This is a genomic window from Streptomyces sp. NL15-2K (assembly GCF_030551255.1).
GTDB lineage: Bacteria > Actinomycetota > Actinomycetes > Streptomycetales > Streptomycetaceae > Streptomyces.
Genome location: NZ_CP130630.1, coordinates 4,842,395 through 4,859,201, shown reverse-complemented (window position 1 = coordinate 4,859,201; position 16,807 = coordinate 4,842,395). Strand labels below are relative to the sequence as shown.

Genomic DNA, 16,807 nt, shown 5'->3' with positions numbered 1-16,807 from the left:
CTCATAGGGCCTGTTGCCACAGTGGCTCCGCCCTTCGGGCGACGACGCCGCATCCGCAACAGGCCCTGGCCCCCTACCTCGTCCCACTCCCCGCCCGAGCCAACCGCCCGCCCAACTCCCGTACGCATCGCACCAGTTCCTCCGGCTCCCGCACCGTGAAGTCGAACCCGAGCATCGCCAGCCGGACCGCCAGCCACTCCACGGAATCGCCGACGACGCCCCGCATCACACACCCACCGCCGTCGAGCGCTTCCGGCACCCCCAGCCATGCCGGCGCCCGAGCCGCGACCGCCTCCGGGGTCGCGTCGAACGTCACCGTGAAGCCGTACGTCTCCTGGCGGCCGTACATCGACTGCCGCAGATACTCCGCCGCACTCCCCGTCGGCAGCTCCCGCGGAGCGAACCGCGCCCCGGTCGCGAACGGCTCGCTCACCCGGTCGACCCGGAACGTGCGCCAGTCGCCCCGATCGAGGTCGTACGCGACGAGATACCACCGCTGCCCGGTCGACACGAGCCGATACGGCTCGACCACGCGCCGCGACTCGATTCCGTCCCTCGCCCGGTAGGCGAACCGCAGCCGCTCCCGCCCGGCCACCGTCGAGGCCATCGCGGTCAGCGTCTCCGGCGCGATACTCGCCCCGTCGCCGCTGGTCAGCGGGGTCGTCGCGGCCTGCAGCGTGGCCACGCGGTGCCGTAGCCGGGACGGCAGCACCTGTTCCAGCTTGGCCAGCGCCCGTACCGACGCCTCGTCCACGCCCTGAAGCGCGTGTCCGGCCCCGGCGCGCAGCCCGACCGCTATCGCCACCGCCTCCTCGTCGTCGAGCACGAGCGGCGGTATCGCCTTGCCGGCGACCAGCCGGTAACCGCCCTCCGCCCCTTTCGTCGCCTGCACGGGGTAACCCAGCTCGCGCAGCCGGTCGATGTCCCGCCGAACCGTACGGCGCGACACCCGGAGCCGGTCGGCGAGCTCGCCGCCGGGCCATTCGCGTGGCGTCTGGAGGAGGGAGAGGAGCTGGAGCAGCCGGGCCGGAGTGTCCGTCGTCATGACTCCGAGGATGCCGCAGTAATAGGTCAGGATTTGACCTAATGAGGTCATAGCTTGGGGACATGACCTCCACCGAGCCCACATCCAGTGAGCCCCTGAAGCCCACCGCGGGCGACCGCCGCCGCTGGTTCGCCCTCGCCATCGTGATGACCGCGGCCTTCATGGACCTCGTCGACGTCACGATCGTCAACATCGCCATCCCGTCGATCCAGGAGAACGAGGGCGCATCCGACAGCCAGATCCAGTGGATCACCGCCGGCTACGCGCTCGCCTTCGCCGCCGGCCTGATCACCGGCGGGCGCCTCGGCGACATCCACGGCCGCAAGCGGCTGTTCCTGATCGGCATCGGCGGCTTCACCGTCGCCTCCGCGCTGTGCGGATTCGCCGCGAACCCGGAGATGCTGGTCGCCTCCCGCATCCTCCAGGGCGCCATGGCGGCGCTGATGGTGCCGCAGGTCCTGTCGATCGTGCACGCCACCTTCCCGGCCCACGAACGCGGCAAGGTCTTCGGCCTGTTCGGCGCGGTCGTCGGCCTGGGCGCGGTCTCCGGCCCACTGCTCGGCGCGCTGCTGACCGAGTGGAACCTGTTCGGTCTGGAGTGGCGGCCCATCTTCCTCATCAACCTGCCCGTCGGTATCGCGGGCCTGATCCTCGGCATCCGTTTCATCACCGAGTCCAAGGCGCCGAAGGCACTGAAACTGGACCTCGTCGGCGTCGCGCTGGTCGTCGTCGCCCTGCTGATGCTGCTCTACCCGCTCACCCGTGGCCGCGAGCTGGACTGGCCGCTGTGGGGGTACCTCTCGATGGCCGGCTCGCTCGTCGTGTTCGCCGCGCTGGTGGCGTACGAGCGGCGCAAGGCGGCACGCGACGGCTCCCCGCTGATCGAACTGTCCCTGTTCAAGGTGAAGAGCTTCGCGGCCGGTATCGCCGTACAGACGGCCTTCGGTGTCGTGCTGGGCATCTTCTTCCTGGTGTGGACCCTGTACCTGCAGGTCGGCCTGGGCTGGCGGCCGCTGCGGGCCGGCCTGACCGGCGTGCCCTTCTCCATCGCCGTGTCGCTGGCGGCCGGGCTGTCGGTGCAGCAGCTGGTCCCGCGCTTCGGCCGCAAGGTGCTCCAGGCGGGCGCACTGGTGATGGCGGTCGGCGTGCTGCTCTACCTCTGGGAGGCCGAGCGGTACGGCCTCGGCATCGCCTCCTGGCAGATGGCGCTGCCGCTGGCCGTGATGGGCGCCGGCATGGGCCTGATCATCGCCCCGCTGACGGACGTCATCCTCTCCGAGGTGCCCCGCGAGCACTCGGGCTCGGCCTCGGGCCTGCTCAACACGGTGCAGCAGATGGGCAACGCGCTCGGCCTCGGCCTGGTGTCGGTGGTCTTCTTCGGCGTCATCGACGACAACCTGCGCCCCACCCAGGTGGGCCCGGCCTTCGCCGACGCCTTCCAGTACGCCCTGGTGTGGGTCGCGGCGCTCATGACGGCCATCTTCCTGCTGATGTTCGCCCTGCCGAAGCGGCCGGCGCTGCGTGGGGGAGGGGCTGATCCGGAGCACGGGACGGAGGCGGAGAAGAAGCCCGAGTTCGCGTCCTGAACGCGCGGCCAAGGCGCGGCGACGGCGCGGCCAAGGCGCGGCGAAAGGGCCCGGCACTCACGTGCCGGGCCCTTCGCGTTGCGCCCCGACCTGCGGACAAGTCCGTTCATGCCCGAATCACGTCCGAACCTGTTTACTTTCCGGAAATCCGAGCGTAGCCTCCCACCGAAACCACAAGTTCGGGCACAGGTCGGAGGCGAACGGACATGTACGCACCGGAGCGGCAGCAGGAGATCCTCCGGCTCGCCCGTGACGGCGGGCGGGTGGACGTGGTGTCGCTGGCCGAGGAGTTCCAGGTCACGGCGGAGACGATCCGCCGGGACCTGAAGGCCCTCGACCGCGCCGGCCTCGTCCGCCGGGTGCACGGCGGCGCCATCCCGGCCGGCCGCCTCGACTTCGAGCCGGACCTCGCCGAGCGCGAGACGACGGCGGCCGACGAGAAGGACCACATCGCCAAGGCGGCCCTCGCGGAACTGCCGACCGAGGGCACCATGATCCTCGACGCCGGGACGACGGTCGCCCGCCTGGCCGCCGCCATCCCCCTGGAGGCCTCGCTCACCGTCGTCACGCACAGCCTCCCGATCGCCGCCCGCCTCGCCGACCACCCCGGCATCCAGCTCCACCTCGTCGGAGGGCGCGTACGGCACCGTACGCGCGCCGCCGTGGACGCCTGGGCGCTGCGGGCGTACGGCGAGATCCGGGCCGATGTCCTGTTCGTGGCGGCCAACGGCTTCTCCGCCGAGCACGGCCTGACCACGCCCGACCTCGCCGAGGCCGCCGTGAAGCGGGCGGCGCTGGCCGCGGCCCGGCGCGTGGTGCTGCTCGCCGACTCCTCCAAGCACGGCCAGGAGCACTTCGCCCGCTTCGGCGACCTGAGCGACGTGGACCTGCTGATCACCGACAGCGGCCTGAGCCCCGAAGACGCCACCGCGATCGAGCGCGGCGGCACGGAAGTAGTGCGCGCATGATCCTCACCGTCACCCCCAACCCCTCCCTGGACCGCACGTACGAGGTCCCCTCGCTGGAGCGCGGAGAGGTCATCCGTGCCACCGGCGAGCGCATGGACCCCGGCGGCAAGGGCGTGAACGTCTCGCGCGCCGTCTCGGCCGCCGGACAGCGCACGGTCGCGGTCCTGCCCCTGGGTGGTGCGCCGGGCGCACTCGTCGCCGATCTGCTCGACGCGCAGGGCATCGAGGTCGCGCCGGTACCGGTCGCCGGAGCCACCCGCTCCAACATCGCCCTCGCGGAGTCGGACGGCGTCCTGACGAAGATCAACGCGCCGGGACCCGAGCTGTCCGCCGCCGAGCAGGAACTGCTCCTGGAGACGATGCGCGTACAGTCGCGCGACGCCGCCTGGATCGCGTGCTGCGGAAGCCTGCCGCGCGGGCTCACGCCACCGTGGTACGCCGAGCTGGTCGCGCGGGCGCACGCCGCCGGAGCGCGCATCGCGCTCGACACCTCCGGCCCCGCGCTCCTCGCGGCCCTGCGCGAGCGCCCCGACGTCGTGAAGCCGAACGCCGAGGAGCTCGCGGAGGCCGTCGGGCGCCCCCTGTTCACCGTGGGCGACGCGGTGAAGGCCGCCGAGGAGTTGCGCGCGATGGGCGCGCGCGCCGTGCTCGCGAGCCTCGGCGCCGACGGGCAGCTGCTCGTCGACGACGCGGGCGCCTGGTTCGGCAGCGCGCGCGTGGACGTCGTACGCAGCAATGTGGGCGCCGGCGACTCCTCGCTCGCCGGCTTCCTGATCGCCGGCGGCAGCGGGCCGGAGGCACTGGCCTCCGCGGTCGCACACGGCGCGGCGGCCGTACAACTGCCCGGCAGCGTGATGCCGACGCCGGGCGACCTGGACCCGGCGGCGGTGACCGTCACGGCCGAGGTGCCCGTGGATCGCGTACTGAAGGAGCCGGTGTCATGACGTCGTACGCACTGTCCGGACCGGCGCTGAAGACACCGGCGCTCAAGATGGCGCTGAAGACATCGGCGCTGAAGATGCAGAGTGGACCGGCCCTGAACAGGCTGTGCGGACCGGCCCCGAAGCGGCGAGAATCCTCCTCCTTACTCGCCGCGGCCGATGGACGGCAGGGCCACCTGAGCCGCCCTGCCGCCCCGTGGGGGCGGGGCTTCCCCGGCCCCGCCCCCACCCATACAACCCCCCACTGCACCCCCGTCCCCCTTTCCGCCCACTCCTCTCCCCGGGCGATACGCGTGCGAAGGAGCCCGCGATGAGCGACATGATCACCGCGGACCTGGTCGATCTCGACCTGTCCGCCGACACCAAGCAAGCGGCGGCGCGTGCCCTCGCCGAGCGCATGGTCGCCCTGGGCCGGGTGACCGACCTGGAGGGCTTCCTCGCCGACGTGGCCGCCCGCGAGGCACAGATGCCGACCGGCCTCGACGGCGGCATAGGCATCCCGCACTGCCGCAGCGAGCACGTCACCGAGCCGACGCTCGCCTTCGGGCGCAGCGCCGCCGGGATCGACTTCGGTGCCGCGGACGGCCCCGCCGACCTGATCTTCCTGATCGCCGCGCCCGCCGGCGCCGACGACGCCCACCTGACCATCCTGTCGTCGCTGGCCCGGCAGCTGATGAACGTTGAGTTCACCGACGCGCTGCGGTCGGCGGGCGACGCGGCGGCCGCGGCGGCGCTGATCCGCGGGGACGAGGCGCCGACGGCCGAGGAGACGGCCGGTTCCCAAGACTCCGCTGCGGCGTCGGCGGCGGCCTCCGCCGACGCCGCAGCGGGTACCGACGAGGGCGGGGCCTCCGAGGAGCGCGAAGAGCGCGATGAGGTCCCCTTCCGCATCGTCGCCGTCACCTCCTGCCCCACCGGCATCGCCCACACCTACATGGCGGCCGAGTCGCTGGAGAACGCCGGCCGTGAGGCGGGCGTCGAACTCGTCGTCGAGACCCAGGGCTCGGCCGGCTTCACCCGGCTCGACCCGGCCGTCATCGCCGCCGCGGACGGCGTGATCTTCGCCCACGACGTGCCCGTACGCGACAAGGACCGCTTCGCCGGCAAGCCCACCGTCGACGTCGGCGTGAAGGCCGGCATCAACCGGCCCGCCGAGCTGATCACCGAGGTCCGGGGGAAGGCGTCCCGCGGCGAGGTCACCGTCGGATCCCCGGGCACGACGCCCGTCGAACGCGCCGGCGACTCCGGCGAGGGCTACGGAACCAAGCTGCGCAAGTGGCTGATGTCCGGCGTCAGCTACATGGTCCCCTTCGTCGCGGCGGGCGGCCTGCTCATCGCCCTCGGCTTCGCGATCGGCGGCTGGAAGGTCGACAAGGCGCCGTCGGTGATGGACCACTTCCTGTGGACCCAGGCCGACAGCTGGGCGGCCCTGCTCTTCCAGATCGGCGGCGTGGCCTTCGGGTTCCTGGTTCCGGTCCTGGCCGGCTACATCGCGTACGGCATGGCGGACCGGCCCGGTATCGTCCCCGGCTTCGTCGGCGGCATGATCGCGTTCAACATCAACGCCGGCTTCCTCGGCGGCCTCGCGGCCGGTCTGATCGCCGGTGGCGTGGTGATGGCGATCCAGAAGGTCAACATCCCGGCGGCGCTGCGCGGCATCATGCCGGTGGTGGTGATCCCGCTGATCTCCTCGGCGATCGTCGGCTTCCTGATGTTCGTCGTGATCGGCAAGCCCATCGCCGAGGCGCAGAAGGGCATGACCGACTGGCTGAACGGCCTGTCCGGCAGCAACGCCATCCTGCTCGGCGCCCTGCTCGGCCTGATGATGTGCTTCGACCTCGGCGGCCCGGTCAACAAGGTCGCGTACACCTTCGCCACCGCCGGTATCGCGGTCGCCAGCCCCAGCGACTCCGCCATGAAGATCATGGCGGCCGTGATGGCGGCCGGCATGGTCCCGCCGCTCGCGATGGCGCTGGCCACGACGGTCCGCGGCAAGCTCTTCACCCAGACCGAGCGCGAGAACGGCAAGGCCGCCTGGGTCCTGGGTGCCTCCTTCATCTCGGAGGGCGCGATCCCGTTCGCCGCCGCCGACCCGCTGCGCGTCATCCCGTCCTCGATGGTGGGCGGCGCCATCACCGGCGCCCTGTCGATGGCCTTCGACGCCACCCTGCGCGCCCCGCACGGCGGCATCTTCGTGGTCCCGCTGATCGGCAACCCGTTCCTCTACCTGATCGCCATCGCGGTGGGCGTGTGCGTCACCACGGCGCTGGTCGTCGTCCTGAAGAGCATGCGCAAGCCGGCACCCGGAGCCGCTGCCCCGGAGGCGGCGGAGGGCACGGCCGCGGCACCGGCCGAGCGGAAGCAGCCGGTCGCCGCTTAGGCACCTGGGAGCCGCGCGTAGACGCGGAGGCTGACCTGCGACGCGGAGGCTGACCTGCGAGATACGTCACGGTCCGGGACTCAAGTCCCGGACCGTGGTGTCTACTGGGGCGCATGCCTGCGCACGTCTCCGTCTACCAACTGCTGGGTATGACCTTCCTCGTCCTGGTGACCGTCGCCTGGACGATCGGCCTGATCCTCATGCTGCGCCACGGCCGCGGCGAGGCGGCCCTGTGGCGGGCCGCCCACACCCTGCCCACGCTTCCGCACCAGCGGCAGACCGGCCCCCCGCGCGAGTCCGTCGAACTGACCCCGGCGGAGAAGGACGCGTTCGCGGGTCTGGTACGACAGCTCAGCGCCGACCGCTGAGCCGTCCCCGCGCCCCGCGGAACGCGCCCCGAGCCCACCGCACGCGCCCGCTCAGGGCCCCTCTCAGGAGAACTGCGCCGCCCGCCGCTCCATCGCGTCCCTGGCCGCGTCCTCGCTCCCATACACCTCGCACATGTGCCGTCCGTCGGGCGTCACCGTGTGCTCTACCTCCCAGAGGGAGACCTCCTCGCCGTCACGCAGCAGGAACGCGTGCTCGTAGAGCGCGAAGCACAGCCCCGCACGGCCCGCCCGGCAGGGGCGCCCGAAGGCCTGCGTGATCCGGTGCGCCCACGCCGTGGCCAGCAGTGCGGCCGTCTCCCCGCCCGGCCGGTCCGGGTTCTCCGCCCGGCGCAGCACCCGGCGCGCGTGGTCCGCCGAGTCGCCCGGCAGGTACGCGGGGCGCGGCGCGGGGATCGGCGACAGCTGCACCGTCACCGGCAACTCGAAGTCCGGCGCGTCCGGCGGCAGGGGCAGCCGCGCGGTGGCGATGCGCAACTCCTCCTCGTCCACGTACACCTCGTGCTGCGGGACGCTGCCCGGGGCGGTGTTGTGGACGAGCTCCCACAGGGTGAGCGCCGAGCCGTCCTCGAGCAGCCAGGTGTGCCGGTACGTCTCGCGATGCAGCCCCGCGCTGTGGTGCGCGGAGTGCAGCGAACTGTCGTGCGCCAGCGCGCAGTCCAGTCGCCGTATCGTCTCGTCGGGCAACTCGAAGGAGTTCAGGGCGCGGCCGAGGAGCCGCGCGAGGTGCTCCTCCGGAGACTCGGGCGACTCGGGTGGCTCGTACGCTGCTGTCTCGTACGGAACGCTCAAGGTTTCTCCCGGCGTTGCTGCATGTCACCTTGTGGGTGCATACCGTAGCCCCTCGGTCGGACATCATGTCCGGGAACCGAGAAAACGTACGCCCGGAAAACGTCCGGGCCGCGGGGAAAGTTCCCACGCGGCCCGATGATCCGTCAAAAACCGCCGGTCAGAGACCACTTCCGGCGTGTGGTGTGCTCAGGTGGCACTTCCCGCGATCCACTCGCTCCATGCCATGTTCCAGCCGTTCAGCCCGTTGTCGGGGGCCACGGTCTTGTCGGGGGAGTTCTTCACGGTCACGACGTCCCCGATGAGCGAGTTGTCGTAGAACCACTTGGCGGGCGTGGCACCCCGCGCGCCCTGTACGTCCGCGAGCCCGACACAGCCGTGGCTGGTGCCCTGGCGGCCGAAGGGCGGATTGCCCTTGTTGTACCAGTAGTTGCCGTGGATGAAGGTCCCCGACGTGGTCAGTCGCATCGCGTGCGGCACGTCCGGGATGTCGTACTCGCCGCCGAAGCCGACCGTCGTGCCATTCATCCGCGTCTGCGTGAACTTCTCGGAGATGACCATCTGCCCGTTGTACGTCGGGTTCTGGGCGCTGCCGGCCGAGATCGGCACCGTCTTGATCGTCTTACCGTCCCGCACGACCGTCATGGTCTGCGCGTTCACGTCGACGGTGGAGACCTGTGAGCGGCCGATCGTGAAGCTGACGGTCTTCTTCTGCACTCCGAAGACGCCGTTCGCGCCCTCGACCCCGTCCAGGTCGATCTTCATCGTGACCTTGGAGCCGGCCTTCCAGTACTCCTCGGGCCGGAAGTCGAGCCGCTGCGAGCCGAACCAGTGCCCGACCACCTTCTGCCCGCTGTTCGACGACACCGTGATGTGCGACTGCACGGCCTTCTTGTCGCTGATCACCTTGTCGAAGGTGAACGACACCGGCATCCCGACCCCGACCGTCGTGCCGTTGTCCGGCGTGTACGTCCCGATGAAGCTGTTCGCCGAAGAGACCGTGGTGAAGATGGAGTTGGCGGCCGCGGTACGGCCGTCGGCGTCCTTCGCGGTCGCCGATATCTCGTACTTCGTCCCGCGCTCCAACTGCTCCTTCGGCTTCCAACTGCCGCCATCCGCGGACATCGACCCCGGTACGGCCGTCCCCGTCCCCGCCAACGTCATCTTCACGTCGGTCAGCCTGCCGTCGCTGACCTTCACGCCGGTGGTGTTGATCGACGCACCGGTCGACCCGTCCTCGGCCGAGATGGCGATCTTCGCGACCGACGTCTTGACGGACTCCTTGCCGTTCTTGCCACCGCTCTTGGCGTTGGCGCTGCCGCCACAGGCGGTGAGGGTGAGGGCGCCGACCATCAGGGCGGCACAGGCCCCGAGTACGCGCCGCGCTGCTGTGTCCGGCCTTGTCACGGGCTGCTCCAGGTTCGTGTGATGTGTGCGATCCATTCCGGTGCATGGAGAAAAGCTCCAGTGCGTAGGGAAAGAGGGGACCGGCCCCGGGCCGGGTTCCCTCCGTTCGCCATGAACGCCATCACGTGACAGAACCAGGACAATCACCGTGCGGGGGAGGTTGTTTGCCCCGGAGGGGGGCGCCCCCCTCCCCCCGGGCCCTCCTGGGCCCCCGCCCCCGCCCCCGTCCCGCCCCCGCCCCGCCCCCGCCCCCGTCCCGCCCCCGCCCCGCCCCCTTCAACGGCCCCCGTACAACTCCCCGCACGACGGCCACACCCCACCCGGCCCCTCCACCGACTCGGCGGCGTGCACCGCCCGTACGATCGCGCGGGTCACCAGGTCCGCGCCCGCCGCGAGGATCTCGTTCAGCGCGAGCGGGTTGTCGGCGTCGAGTGGGCGCGTCCCTGTCGCCAGTGCGAACACCGTGTCCCCGTCGTGGAGCAGGTGCACCGGGCGGACGGCGCGGGCGATGCCGTCGTGGGCCGTGCCGGCCAGCTTCTGGGCCTGTGCCTTCGACAGGTCCGCGTCGGTGGCGACCACGGCGAGCGTGGTGTTGAGCGGGGGAGGGCCGCTCCGCGCCGCGGCCTCGGCAAGGCGTCGGCGCGCGGCATCATGGACGCGCTCCTCCGGGTACTCCACGCGCCCCTGGAACAACTCCCCGTACAGGACGCCCGTTTCCGGATCCCACACCGACCCCGCAGCATTGGCCACCACCAGCGCGGCCACCGTGATCCCCGAGTCGAGGACGGTACTCGCGCTGCCGACCCCGCCCTTCAACTGCCCGACCACCGCGCCCGTGCCCGCGCCCACGCACCCTTCCCGCACCGGCTCGCCGGGCTCGCTCGCCGCGGCCGCCTCGACCGCCGCCCGCCCCATCGCCGCGTCCGGTCTCGCCCGGAAGTCGCCGCCCCGCCCCAGATCGAAGACACAGGCGGCCGGCACCACCGGCACGACATGCGCCGGATCCACCCCCACGGGCACTCCGCGCCCCCGCTCCTCCAACCAGGCCATCACCCCGGACGCCGCGTCGAGCCCGTACGCGCTGCCGCCGGTCAGCACGATCGCCTCGACCTTCTGCACCAGGTTGCGCGGGTCGAGGGCGTCGGTCTCCTTGGTACCGGGACCTCCGCCTCGTACGTCCACGGCGGCGACGGCGCCACCCTCCGGGGCCAGCACGACTGTCGTACCGGTGAGCCAACCGTCCCCGGTTCGCGTCGCATGTCCCACCCGCACACCGGAAACGTCCGTCAGAGCGTCAACTGTCATGAGCCCAGTCTGGTGCAGCCGCCGCGAACGTACCCTGGACGTATGAGCACCGCTCCCGACCCCGCCCCCGAGCCGCGCGACCCGAAGGCCGCGCTGGTCTTCGACGACCCGCTGGACCAGCAGTCCTCGGACGACACGGACCGCGGGTGGGGCGAGCGTCCCGGCGCAGGCGCCGACAGCGCGGCCGATCTCAAGCGCTTCCTCGACGAGAAGCCGCCCCACCACCTATGAGTTCCGCGGGCCGCTGCCGCTACCGCTCGTCGTGGCCGGAGCCCCGCTGTGCGACCAGCGCGTCGCGGATCTCCTTGAGCACCTCCAGCTCGGTCACCTCGATGACCTCCTGAGCGCCCTCCTTCGCCTTCCTGCGGGCCTCCTGCCGGGCCAGGTACTTCGACATGGGCAGGACCATCAGGAAGTAGACGACGGCCGCGGTGATCACGAAGGTGAGGGTGGCGCCGAGGACGGAGCCCCACATGATCTGGACACCGGTCGCGGTGTCGCCCGTACCCGTGCAGGGATCCTTGATGCACGTGCTGTAACTGTCGAGGCTCTTGGTGCCGATCGCTCCGATGACCGGGTTGATGATCCCCTTCACCACCGAGTTGACGATGTTGGTGAAGGCAGCGCCGATGACCACCGCGACTGCCAGATCGACGACGTTCCCGCGCATCAGGAAGGCTTTGAAGCCCTGCCAGACGCTCGGCTTCTTCTCGCTCACCTCGGGGACTCTCCTCGCATGCACAGGGTGTGGAACAAACAGCTCCGCAACCTACGCCAGGGTGAGGCAGCCCCGTCCATTCGGGTGGCACTGGGCTCAGCACAGCGTCACCGCCAGCCGTGCCGTCGCGCTCGCGCCGGCGAGGTGCGCAGCGGTGGCGCGCGGCACCGAGAGCACTACCAGCGCCCCGCTCTCCGTGGCACCGTCCAGCGGCTCCGGCACTTTCGTCACCCGCGCCCCGCGCGCGACCACTCGGGCGTCACCGCCCGTGGCGGTCTCCTCGGCGGCGATGACGTCCACCCGGTCGCCCGGCCGCAGCAGCCGGACCGTGGCGCCGTCGGCGATCCGCACCGGCGCCGTCACGAGCTGGACGGCACGCCGTTCCCGCACGGGGTTGGCCACGGGGTGACCGCGCGTCCGTTCCCCGTCCTGCGGCCCCGCCGCCACGAGCGCGGCGGCGGTGACGGCCAGCCCGGCCGCCAGGGCCAGCCTTCGGTGCCGCACGAGCCGTTGCAGCTGATACCGCCCGCCGCGTACCCGCACGGGAGCGAAGTGCGGCACCTCGCACGTCGGGGGAGCGTCCGTGCCGAGCGGGCGCGGAGGAAGGGGAGAGGAAGAGGAAGAGGAAGAGCGATGGGAGGACGGATAGGAGGACGGATAGGAGGACGGAGACGGAGACGGATAGGAGGACGGATTCGGAGAGGGAGCGAAGGACACGTGGACCACCACCTGCGACGAGGAATCGGCTTGCGATTGCCACGATGAGGCTTCGCGCCGATTCCCGCTGACGCCGGTGGGCTACTGGCCGGTTGTGGACAACTCCCTCACCCGAACGGGAAGTTCCGCGAGCTACGGCAGCGCGAACCCCGGGTCCATCCCGCCCAGCGCGTTCGTGCACAGGCAGTCCCGCTCCTCCGCCGACGGCAGCGCCGCCACCGCGTCGAACAGCACGCCCCGCAGCCGGTCCACGTTGGCCGCGAACACCCGCAGTACCTCGTCGTGGGAGACGCCCTCACCGGTCTCGGCGCCGGCGTCGAGGTCGGTGACCAGGGTCATCGACGTATAGCAGAGCTCCAGCTCCCGGGCCAGGGCCGCCTCGGGGTGCCCGGTCATGCCCACCACGGACCACCCCTGCGCCTGGTGCCACAACGATTCGGCACGGGTCGAGAAGCGCGGCCCCTCGATCACGACCAGCGTGCCGCCGTCCACCGCCTCCCAGTCCCGCCCGCGGGCCGCCTTCAAGGCCGCCGCCCGTCCGGCCGAGCAGTAGGGGTCGGCCAGGGACACGTGCACGACGTTCGGCACCGTGCCGTCCGGCAGCGGCAGCCCGTCGAAGTACGTCCCGGCCCGGGACTTCGTACGGTCGACCAGCTGGTCCGGCACGAGCAGCGTGCCCGGCCCGTACTCGGGGCGCAGACCGCCCACCGCGCAGGGGCCGAGGACCTGACGCACGCCGACCGAGCGCAGCGCCCACAGATTGGCCCGGTAGTTGATCCGGTGCGGCGGCAGATGGTGGCCGCGTCCGTGCCGGGGCAGGAAGGCGACCCGTCGGCCGGCGACCTCGCCGAGGAAGAGGGAGTCGCTGGGAGGCCCGTAGGGGGTCTCCACCTGGATCTCGGTCACGTCGTCGAGGAACGAGTAGAAGCCGGAGCCGCCGATTACGCCGATCTCTGCGTTCGCCATGCCCAGCACATTATCCGCAGCCGAGAACCGGTGAGACGTCGCCTACGCGGCGGAGCTGCTGCTGGACGAGGTACCCGTGCTCGACGGCTTCGAGTCCGACGACGAGGACCCCGACGAAGAAGAAGATGAAGAAGACGACGAAGACGACGAAGACTCGGAGGACGAAGACGACGACGAGGACGTCGACGACTTCCCGGACGACGACGGCGAGCTGCTCGACGAGGAGCTACGGCTGTCGTTGCGGTAGAAGCCCGAGCCCTTGAAGACAATGCCGACCGCGGAGAACACCTTCTTCAGGCGGCCGGAGCAGCTGGGGCACTCCGTGAGGGCGTCGTCGGTGAACTTCTGCACCGCCTCGAGGCCCTCGCCGCACGCGGTGCACTGGTACTGGTAGGTGGGCACTGTCTTCCTCCTGGCACTCTCACTCAATGAGTGCTAAACGACGGTCCAGTGTGACGTATTCCTGAGGATCAGTCCACTGTCACCGGCACGCGGTGACCGACGCCACGTGCGACGGTGCGGCCGCGGGGCCGTGCCGCGAGCCGCGAACGCAGGGCCAGCAGTGTCGCCAGGGCGAGCAGCGTGCCGCCCATCGGCACCAGGAAACCGGCGCCGTCCCGAAGGCGGTCCTCCAGCTGCCCGGCGACGGTGACGGCGGCCGCCTGGCCCAGTGCGACCGCGCCGGTCAGCCAGGTGAAGGCCTCGGTGCGGGCGCCGGCCGGGACCAGGTTCTCGACCAGGGTGTAGCCGGTGATCAAGGTGGGTGCGATGGACATGCCGACGAGCAGGCCGAGGCCGGCCAGGACGAGCACCGAGTGGGCGGCCAGCAGGCCGGAGGCGGTGAGCGCGAGGGCGGCGTATCCGACGACCAGGCGCTGCTGCGGGGCGGTCTTCCAGGCGATGGCTCCGCAGACCAGGCCGGAGAGCATGTTGCCCGCGGCGAAGGTGCCGTACAGGACGCCGTTCAGGCCGGGCTCGCCGATGGACTCGGTGAACGCGGCCAGCGAGACCTGCATGCCGCCGAAGACGGAACCGATGCCGAGGAAGGCCACGATCAGGACGCGCACCCCGGGGACGCGTAGAGCGGAAGCGCGCTCCACGCGCGCGTGCCCCTCGCCCGTCCCGCCGGGGACCGAGGGCTGGGTGCTCCTCTGTGCGGCGAACAGCAGGCCGCCCAGCAGCGTCAGTGACGCCTCCGTCACCAGCCCCGCGGCCGGGTCCACCGCCGTGCACAGGGCGGTGGCGAGCAGCGGGCCGACCACGAAGGTCAGCTCGTCGGTGACGGACTCGAAGGCCGCCGCGGTGGGCAGCAGGGGCGAGTCCTGGAGCTTCACGGCCCAACGGGCGCGCACCATGGGCCCGATCTGCGGTATCGAGGCCCCTGTGGGGAGGGCCGCCGCGAGCAGGGCCCACAGAGGTGCGTCCGCCAGTGCGAGCGCCGTCAGGGTCAGAACGGACAGGGCGTGCACGAGCACGCCCGGAATCAGCACGGTCCGCTGCCCGTGACGGTCGGCGAGCCGCCCGCTGTAGGGCGCGAACAGCGCCATGGAGACGCCGGTGACGGCAGCGGCGGCGCCCGCCACACCGTACGAGCCGGTGGTGTGCTGGACGAGCAGCACGATGGAGACGGTGAGCATGGCGAAGGGCTGACGTGCCGCGAAGCCGGGGAGCAGGAACGTCCAGGCGCCGCGGGTGCGCAGCAGCTGCCCGTATCCGGGGCGGGAGGTGACCGTGGATGCCACGGCCCGTGCCTTTCTGCCGCCTGGTAGCGCGGCCCCTGTAGGGCTCGGGCGCCGAGAGCTGTCCTCTTGCGCGGACTGCGGTGGATACCGGCGCCCACTGCGGGGCGTCCCGGCCGCCGTACGGTCGCGCCAGCACTGCGTCAGGCAGAGGTGGTTCGATCGGAATGCGCCTTCACCATACAGGGATCACACCTGATACGCCTGTGAAACGGAGCACCATCCTCCCGTCCACCTGCGATTGCGGGGCGGGTGAACCGTACGAAACGCGCCCTCAACGACCCGTGTCGTCGCCGTTCGTCCCCAGCCATCCGGCCAGCTTGCCGCCGCGTCCCACCGCGCGCAGCCGTCGCTCCGCCGCGTCGCGTACGGGGTCCGTGGCGACCACGAGCAGTTCGTCGCCGCGTCGCAGCACCGTCGTGGGCAGCGGGACGAACGACTTTCCCTCGCGTACGACCAGGGTGACGGCGGCCCCGGCCGGCAACCGCAGCTCGTTGATCTCGACGCCGTGCATCCTCGACCCCTCGGGGATCGGGACGGACAGCAGGTGCCCGCGCAGCCGCTCCAGGGGTGCCGACTCGATGCCGAGGTCGGCGGCCTCCGATCCGTCGCCCAGGCGCAGCTTGCGGGCGAGCCACGGCAGGGTGGGCCCCTGGACCAGGGTGTAGACGACGACCAGGACGAAGACCATGTTGAAGATCCGGCGGCTGGCCTCGACGCCCTCCACCATGGGGATGGTCGCCAGGATGATGGGGACGGCGCCGCGCAGCCCGGCCCAGGACATCAGGGCCTGCTCCTGCCACGACACCCGGAACGGTGTCAGGCACAGCACGACGCTCAGCGGGCGGGCCACCATGGTCAGCACCAGCCCGATGAGGAGGGCGGGCACGATGTCGTCGCCCAGTTCGTGCGGGGTGACCAGCAGCCCGAGCAGGACGAACATGCCGATCTGGGCGATCCAGCCGACCCCGTCGGCGAACCCGCGGGTGGCGGGCCAGTGCGGCAGCTTGGCGTTGCCCATCACCATCGAGGCGAGGTAGACGGCGAGGAAGCCGCTGCCGTGTGCCTGCGCGCCCGCCGCGTACGCGGTGACGGCGATGGCCATGACGGCGATCGGGTAGAGGCCGGAGGCGGGCAGGGCCACGTGCCGGAGCCCCCAGGAGCCCAGCCAGCCCACCGCGATGCCGATGGCGGCGCCGATGGCCAGCTCCAGGGCTATCTCGCCGAGCAGCACGTACCAGTGCTCGATCGGGCCCGCCATCGAGAAGGAGACCACCAGGATGACCACGGGGGCGTCGTTGAAGCCGGACTCGGCCTCCAGGGTGCCCGTCACGCGCGCGGGCAGGGGGATCTTCCGCAGGACGGAGAAGACGGCCGCGGCGTCCGTGGAGGAGACCACGGCCCCGATGATGAGCGCCTGGCGCCACTCCAGCCCGATCAGGTAGTGAGAGGCCGTCGCCGTGACCCCGACACTCACCGCGACCCCGGCCAGCGCCAGCGCCGTGGCGGCCGGCAGGGCCGGTTTGACCTCCTTCCACTTCGTGCCCAGACCGCCCTCGGCCAGGATCACGACCAGGGCCGCGTATCCGATGACCTGGGTCAGTTCGGCGTTGTTGAAGTGGATGTCGCCGATGCCGTCCTGGCCCATGGCGACGCCGATCCCCAGGTATACGAGCAGGCTGGGGAGCCCGCTGCGCGAGGAGATCCGGACCGCTGCCACGGCGACGAGCAGGACGAGCGAGCAGACGAGCAGGAGCTGGTTGAGGTCGTGGACAGTCAGCGGCCGTTCCCTTCCCTGGCCGACGCGCATCACGCGCGCGTGGGCTCACGTACATAGGACACGAAGCCGTGACGCTTCGC

The 16,807-nt window shown here is 71.4% G+C and carries 16 protein-coding genes; 6 read left to right on the top strand and 10 right to left on the bottom strand.

The features are described from left to right. Positions 1–73: 73 nt before the first annotated feature. A complete protein-coding gene (locus Q4V64_RS21570) occupies positions 74–1,045 on the bottom strand; it encodes a YafY family protein (protein ID WP_124441485.1) in 972 nt (323 codons plus the stop codon). A gap of 62 nt (positions 1,046–1,107) precedes the next feature. Here Q4V64_RS21570 and Q4V64_RS21565 point away from each other — a divergent pair, with 62 nt between their 5' ends. From Q4V64_RS21565 to Q4V64_RS21540, 5 genes are all read left to right on the top strand, one after another. After that, positions 1,108–2,631: an MFS transporter gene (locus Q4V64_RS21565; protein ID WP_124441486.1), complete on the top strand. Its 1,524-nt coding sequence runs from the start codon at positions 1,108–1,110 to the stop codon at positions 2,629–2,631. 206 nt (positions 2,632–2,837) lie between these two features. Beyond that, the gene (locus Q4V64_RS21560) at positions 2,838–3,599 is read left to right on the top strand and encodes a DeoR/GlpR family DNA-binding transcription regulator (RefSeq protein WP_124441487.1); all 762 of its coding nucleotides are present in this window, start codon (positions 2,838–2,840) and stop codon (positions 3,597–3,599) included. Further along, on the top strand, positions 3,596–4,543 hold the full coding sequence (pfkB, locus tag Q4V64_RS21555; protein ID WP_124441488.1) for a 1-phosphofructokinase: 948 nt from the start codon (positions 3,596–3,598) through the stop codon (positions 4,541–4,543). Before Q4V64_RS21560 ends, pfkB begins: the two co-directional genes overlap by 4 nt. A gap of 307 nt (positions 4,544–4,850) precedes the next feature. After that, positions 4,851–6,920, top strand: coding sequence for a fructose-specific PTS transporter subunit EIIC (locus Q4V64_RS21545; protein WP_124441489.1), 2,070 nt, complete (start codon positions 4,851–4,853; stop codon positions 6,918–6,920). Between the two features lie 113 nt (positions 6,921–7,033). Beyond that, on the top strand, positions 7,034–7,288 hold the full coding sequence (locus Q4V64_RS21540) for a hypothetical protein (RefSeq protein ID WP_124441490.1): 255 nt from the start codon (positions 7,034–7,036) through the stop codon (positions 7,286–7,288). Between the two features lie 63 nt (positions 7,289–7,351). Here Q4V64_RS21540 and Q4V64_RS21535 read toward each other — a convergent pair whose 3' ends face one another. The 3 genes from Q4V64_RS21535 to Q4V64_RS21525 form a co-directional block, all read right to left on the bottom strand. Continuing rightward, positions 7,352–8,098 (bottom strand): DUF6227 family protein, encoded by a 747-nt coding sequence (locus Q4V64_RS21535; protein ID WP_124441491.1) that lies wholly within the window; start codon positions 8,096–8,098, stop codon positions 7,352–7,354. Positions 8,099–8,284: 186 nt separating this feature from the next. After that, entirely contained in the window at positions 8,285–9,502 is a 1,218-nt protein-coding gene (locus Q4V64_RS21530; RefSeq protein WP_124441492.1) for an Ig-like domain-containing protein, read from the bottom strand. Between the two features lie 276 nt (positions 9,503–9,778). Continuing rightward, the gene (locus tag Q4V64_RS21525; RefSeq protein ID WP_303711018.1) at positions 9,779–10,807 is read right to left on the bottom strand and encodes a P1 family peptidase; all 1,029 of its coding nucleotides are present in this window, start codon (positions 10,805–10,807) and stop codon (positions 9,779–9,781) included. Positions 10,808–10,849: 42 nt separating this feature from the next. On the opposite strand from Q4V64_RS21525, the gene Q4V64_RS21520 reads away from it, so the two are divergent. Then, entirely contained in the window at positions 10,850–11,038 is a 189-nt protein-coding gene (locus Q4V64_RS21520; protein ID WP_124441495.1) for a hypothetical protein, read from the top strand. A gap of 19 nt (positions 11,039–11,057) precedes the next feature. Here the strand turns inward: Q4V64_RS21520 and mscL are convergent, their stop codons facing one another. From mscL to Q4V64_RS21490, 6 genes are all read right to left on the bottom strand, one after another. After that, entirely contained in the window at positions 11,058–11,525 is a 468-nt protein-coding gene (gene mscL, locus Q4V64_RS21515) for a large conductance mechanosensitive channel protein MscL (RefSeq protein ID WP_124441496.1), read from the bottom strand. Between the two features lie 96 nt (positions 11,526–11,621). Continuing rightward, entirely contained in the window at positions 11,622–12,242 is a 621-nt protein-coding gene (locus Q4V64_RS21510; RefSeq protein WP_172629301.1) for a hypothetical protein, read from the bottom strand. Positions 12,243–12,374: 132 nt separating this feature from the next. Then, a complete protein-coding gene (locus Q4V64_RS21505; RefSeq protein WP_124441498.1) occupies positions 12,375–13,208 on the bottom strand; it encodes an S-methyl-5'-thioadenosine phosphorylase in 834 nt (277 codons plus the stop codon). A gap of 42 nt (positions 13,209–13,250) precedes the next feature. After that, entirely contained in the window at positions 13,251–13,610 is a 360-nt protein-coding gene (locus tag Q4V64_RS21500; protein WP_124441499.1) for an FmdB family zinc ribbon protein, read from the bottom strand. Between the two features lie 68 nt (positions 13,611–13,678). Then, positions 13,679–14,950: an MFS transporter gene (locus Q4V64_RS21495; protein ID WP_124441500.1), complete on the bottom strand. Its 1,272-nt coding sequence runs from the start codon at positions 14,948–14,950 to the stop codon at positions 13,679–13,681. 271 nt (positions 14,951–15,221) lie between these two features. After that, complete coding sequence (locus Q4V64_RS21490; protein WP_124441501.1) at positions 15,222–16,757, bottom strand: potassium/proton antiporter; 1,536 nt, start codon at positions 16,755–16,757, stop codon at positions 15,222–15,224. Positions 16,758–16,807: the final 50 nt, after the last annotated feature.

Bases quoted from the DNA above. Each gene is read 5' to 3' on its own strand.
- Q4V64_RS21570 (WP_124441485.1), bottom strand. From the start codon at position 1,045: ATGACGACGGACACTCCGGCCCGGCTGCTCCAGCTCCTCTCCCTCCTC.
- Q4V64_RS21565 (WP_124441486.1), top strand. From the start codon at position 1,108: ATGACCTCCACCGAGCCCACATCCAGTGAGCCCCTGAAGCCCACCGCG.
- Q4V64_RS21560 (WP_124441487.1), top strand. From the start codon at position 2,838: ATGTACGCACCGGAGCGGCAGCAGGAGATCCTCCGGCTCGCCCGTGAC.
- pfkB (WP_124441488.1), top strand. From the start codon at position 3,596: ATGATCCTCACCGTCACCCCCAACCCCTCCCTGGACCGCACGTACGAG.
- Q4V64_RS21545 (WP_124441489.1), top strand. From the start codon at position 4,851: ATGAGCGACATGATCACCGCGGACCTGGTCGATCTCGACCTGTCCGCC.
- Q4V64_RS21540 (WP_124441490.1), top strand. From the start codon at position 7,034: ATGCCTGCGCACGTCTCCGTCTACCAACTGCTGGGTATGACCTTCCTC.
- Q4V64_RS21525 (WP_303711018.1), bottom strand. From the start codon at position 10,807: ATGACAGTTGACGCTCTGACGGACGTTTCCGGTGTGCGGGTGGGACAT.
- Q4V64_RS21520 (WP_124441495.1), top strand. From the start codon at position 10,850: ATGAGCACCGCTCCCGACCCCGCCCCCGAGCCGCGCGACCCGAAGGCC.
- Q4V64_RS21505 (WP_124441498.1), bottom strand. From the start codon at position 13,208: ATGGCGAACGCAGAGATCGGCGTAATCGGCGGCTCCGGCTTCTACTCG.
- Q4V64_RS21490 (WP_124441501.1), bottom strand. From the start codon at position 16,757: ATGCGCGTCGGCCAGGGAAGGGAACGGCCGCTGACTGTCCACGACCTC.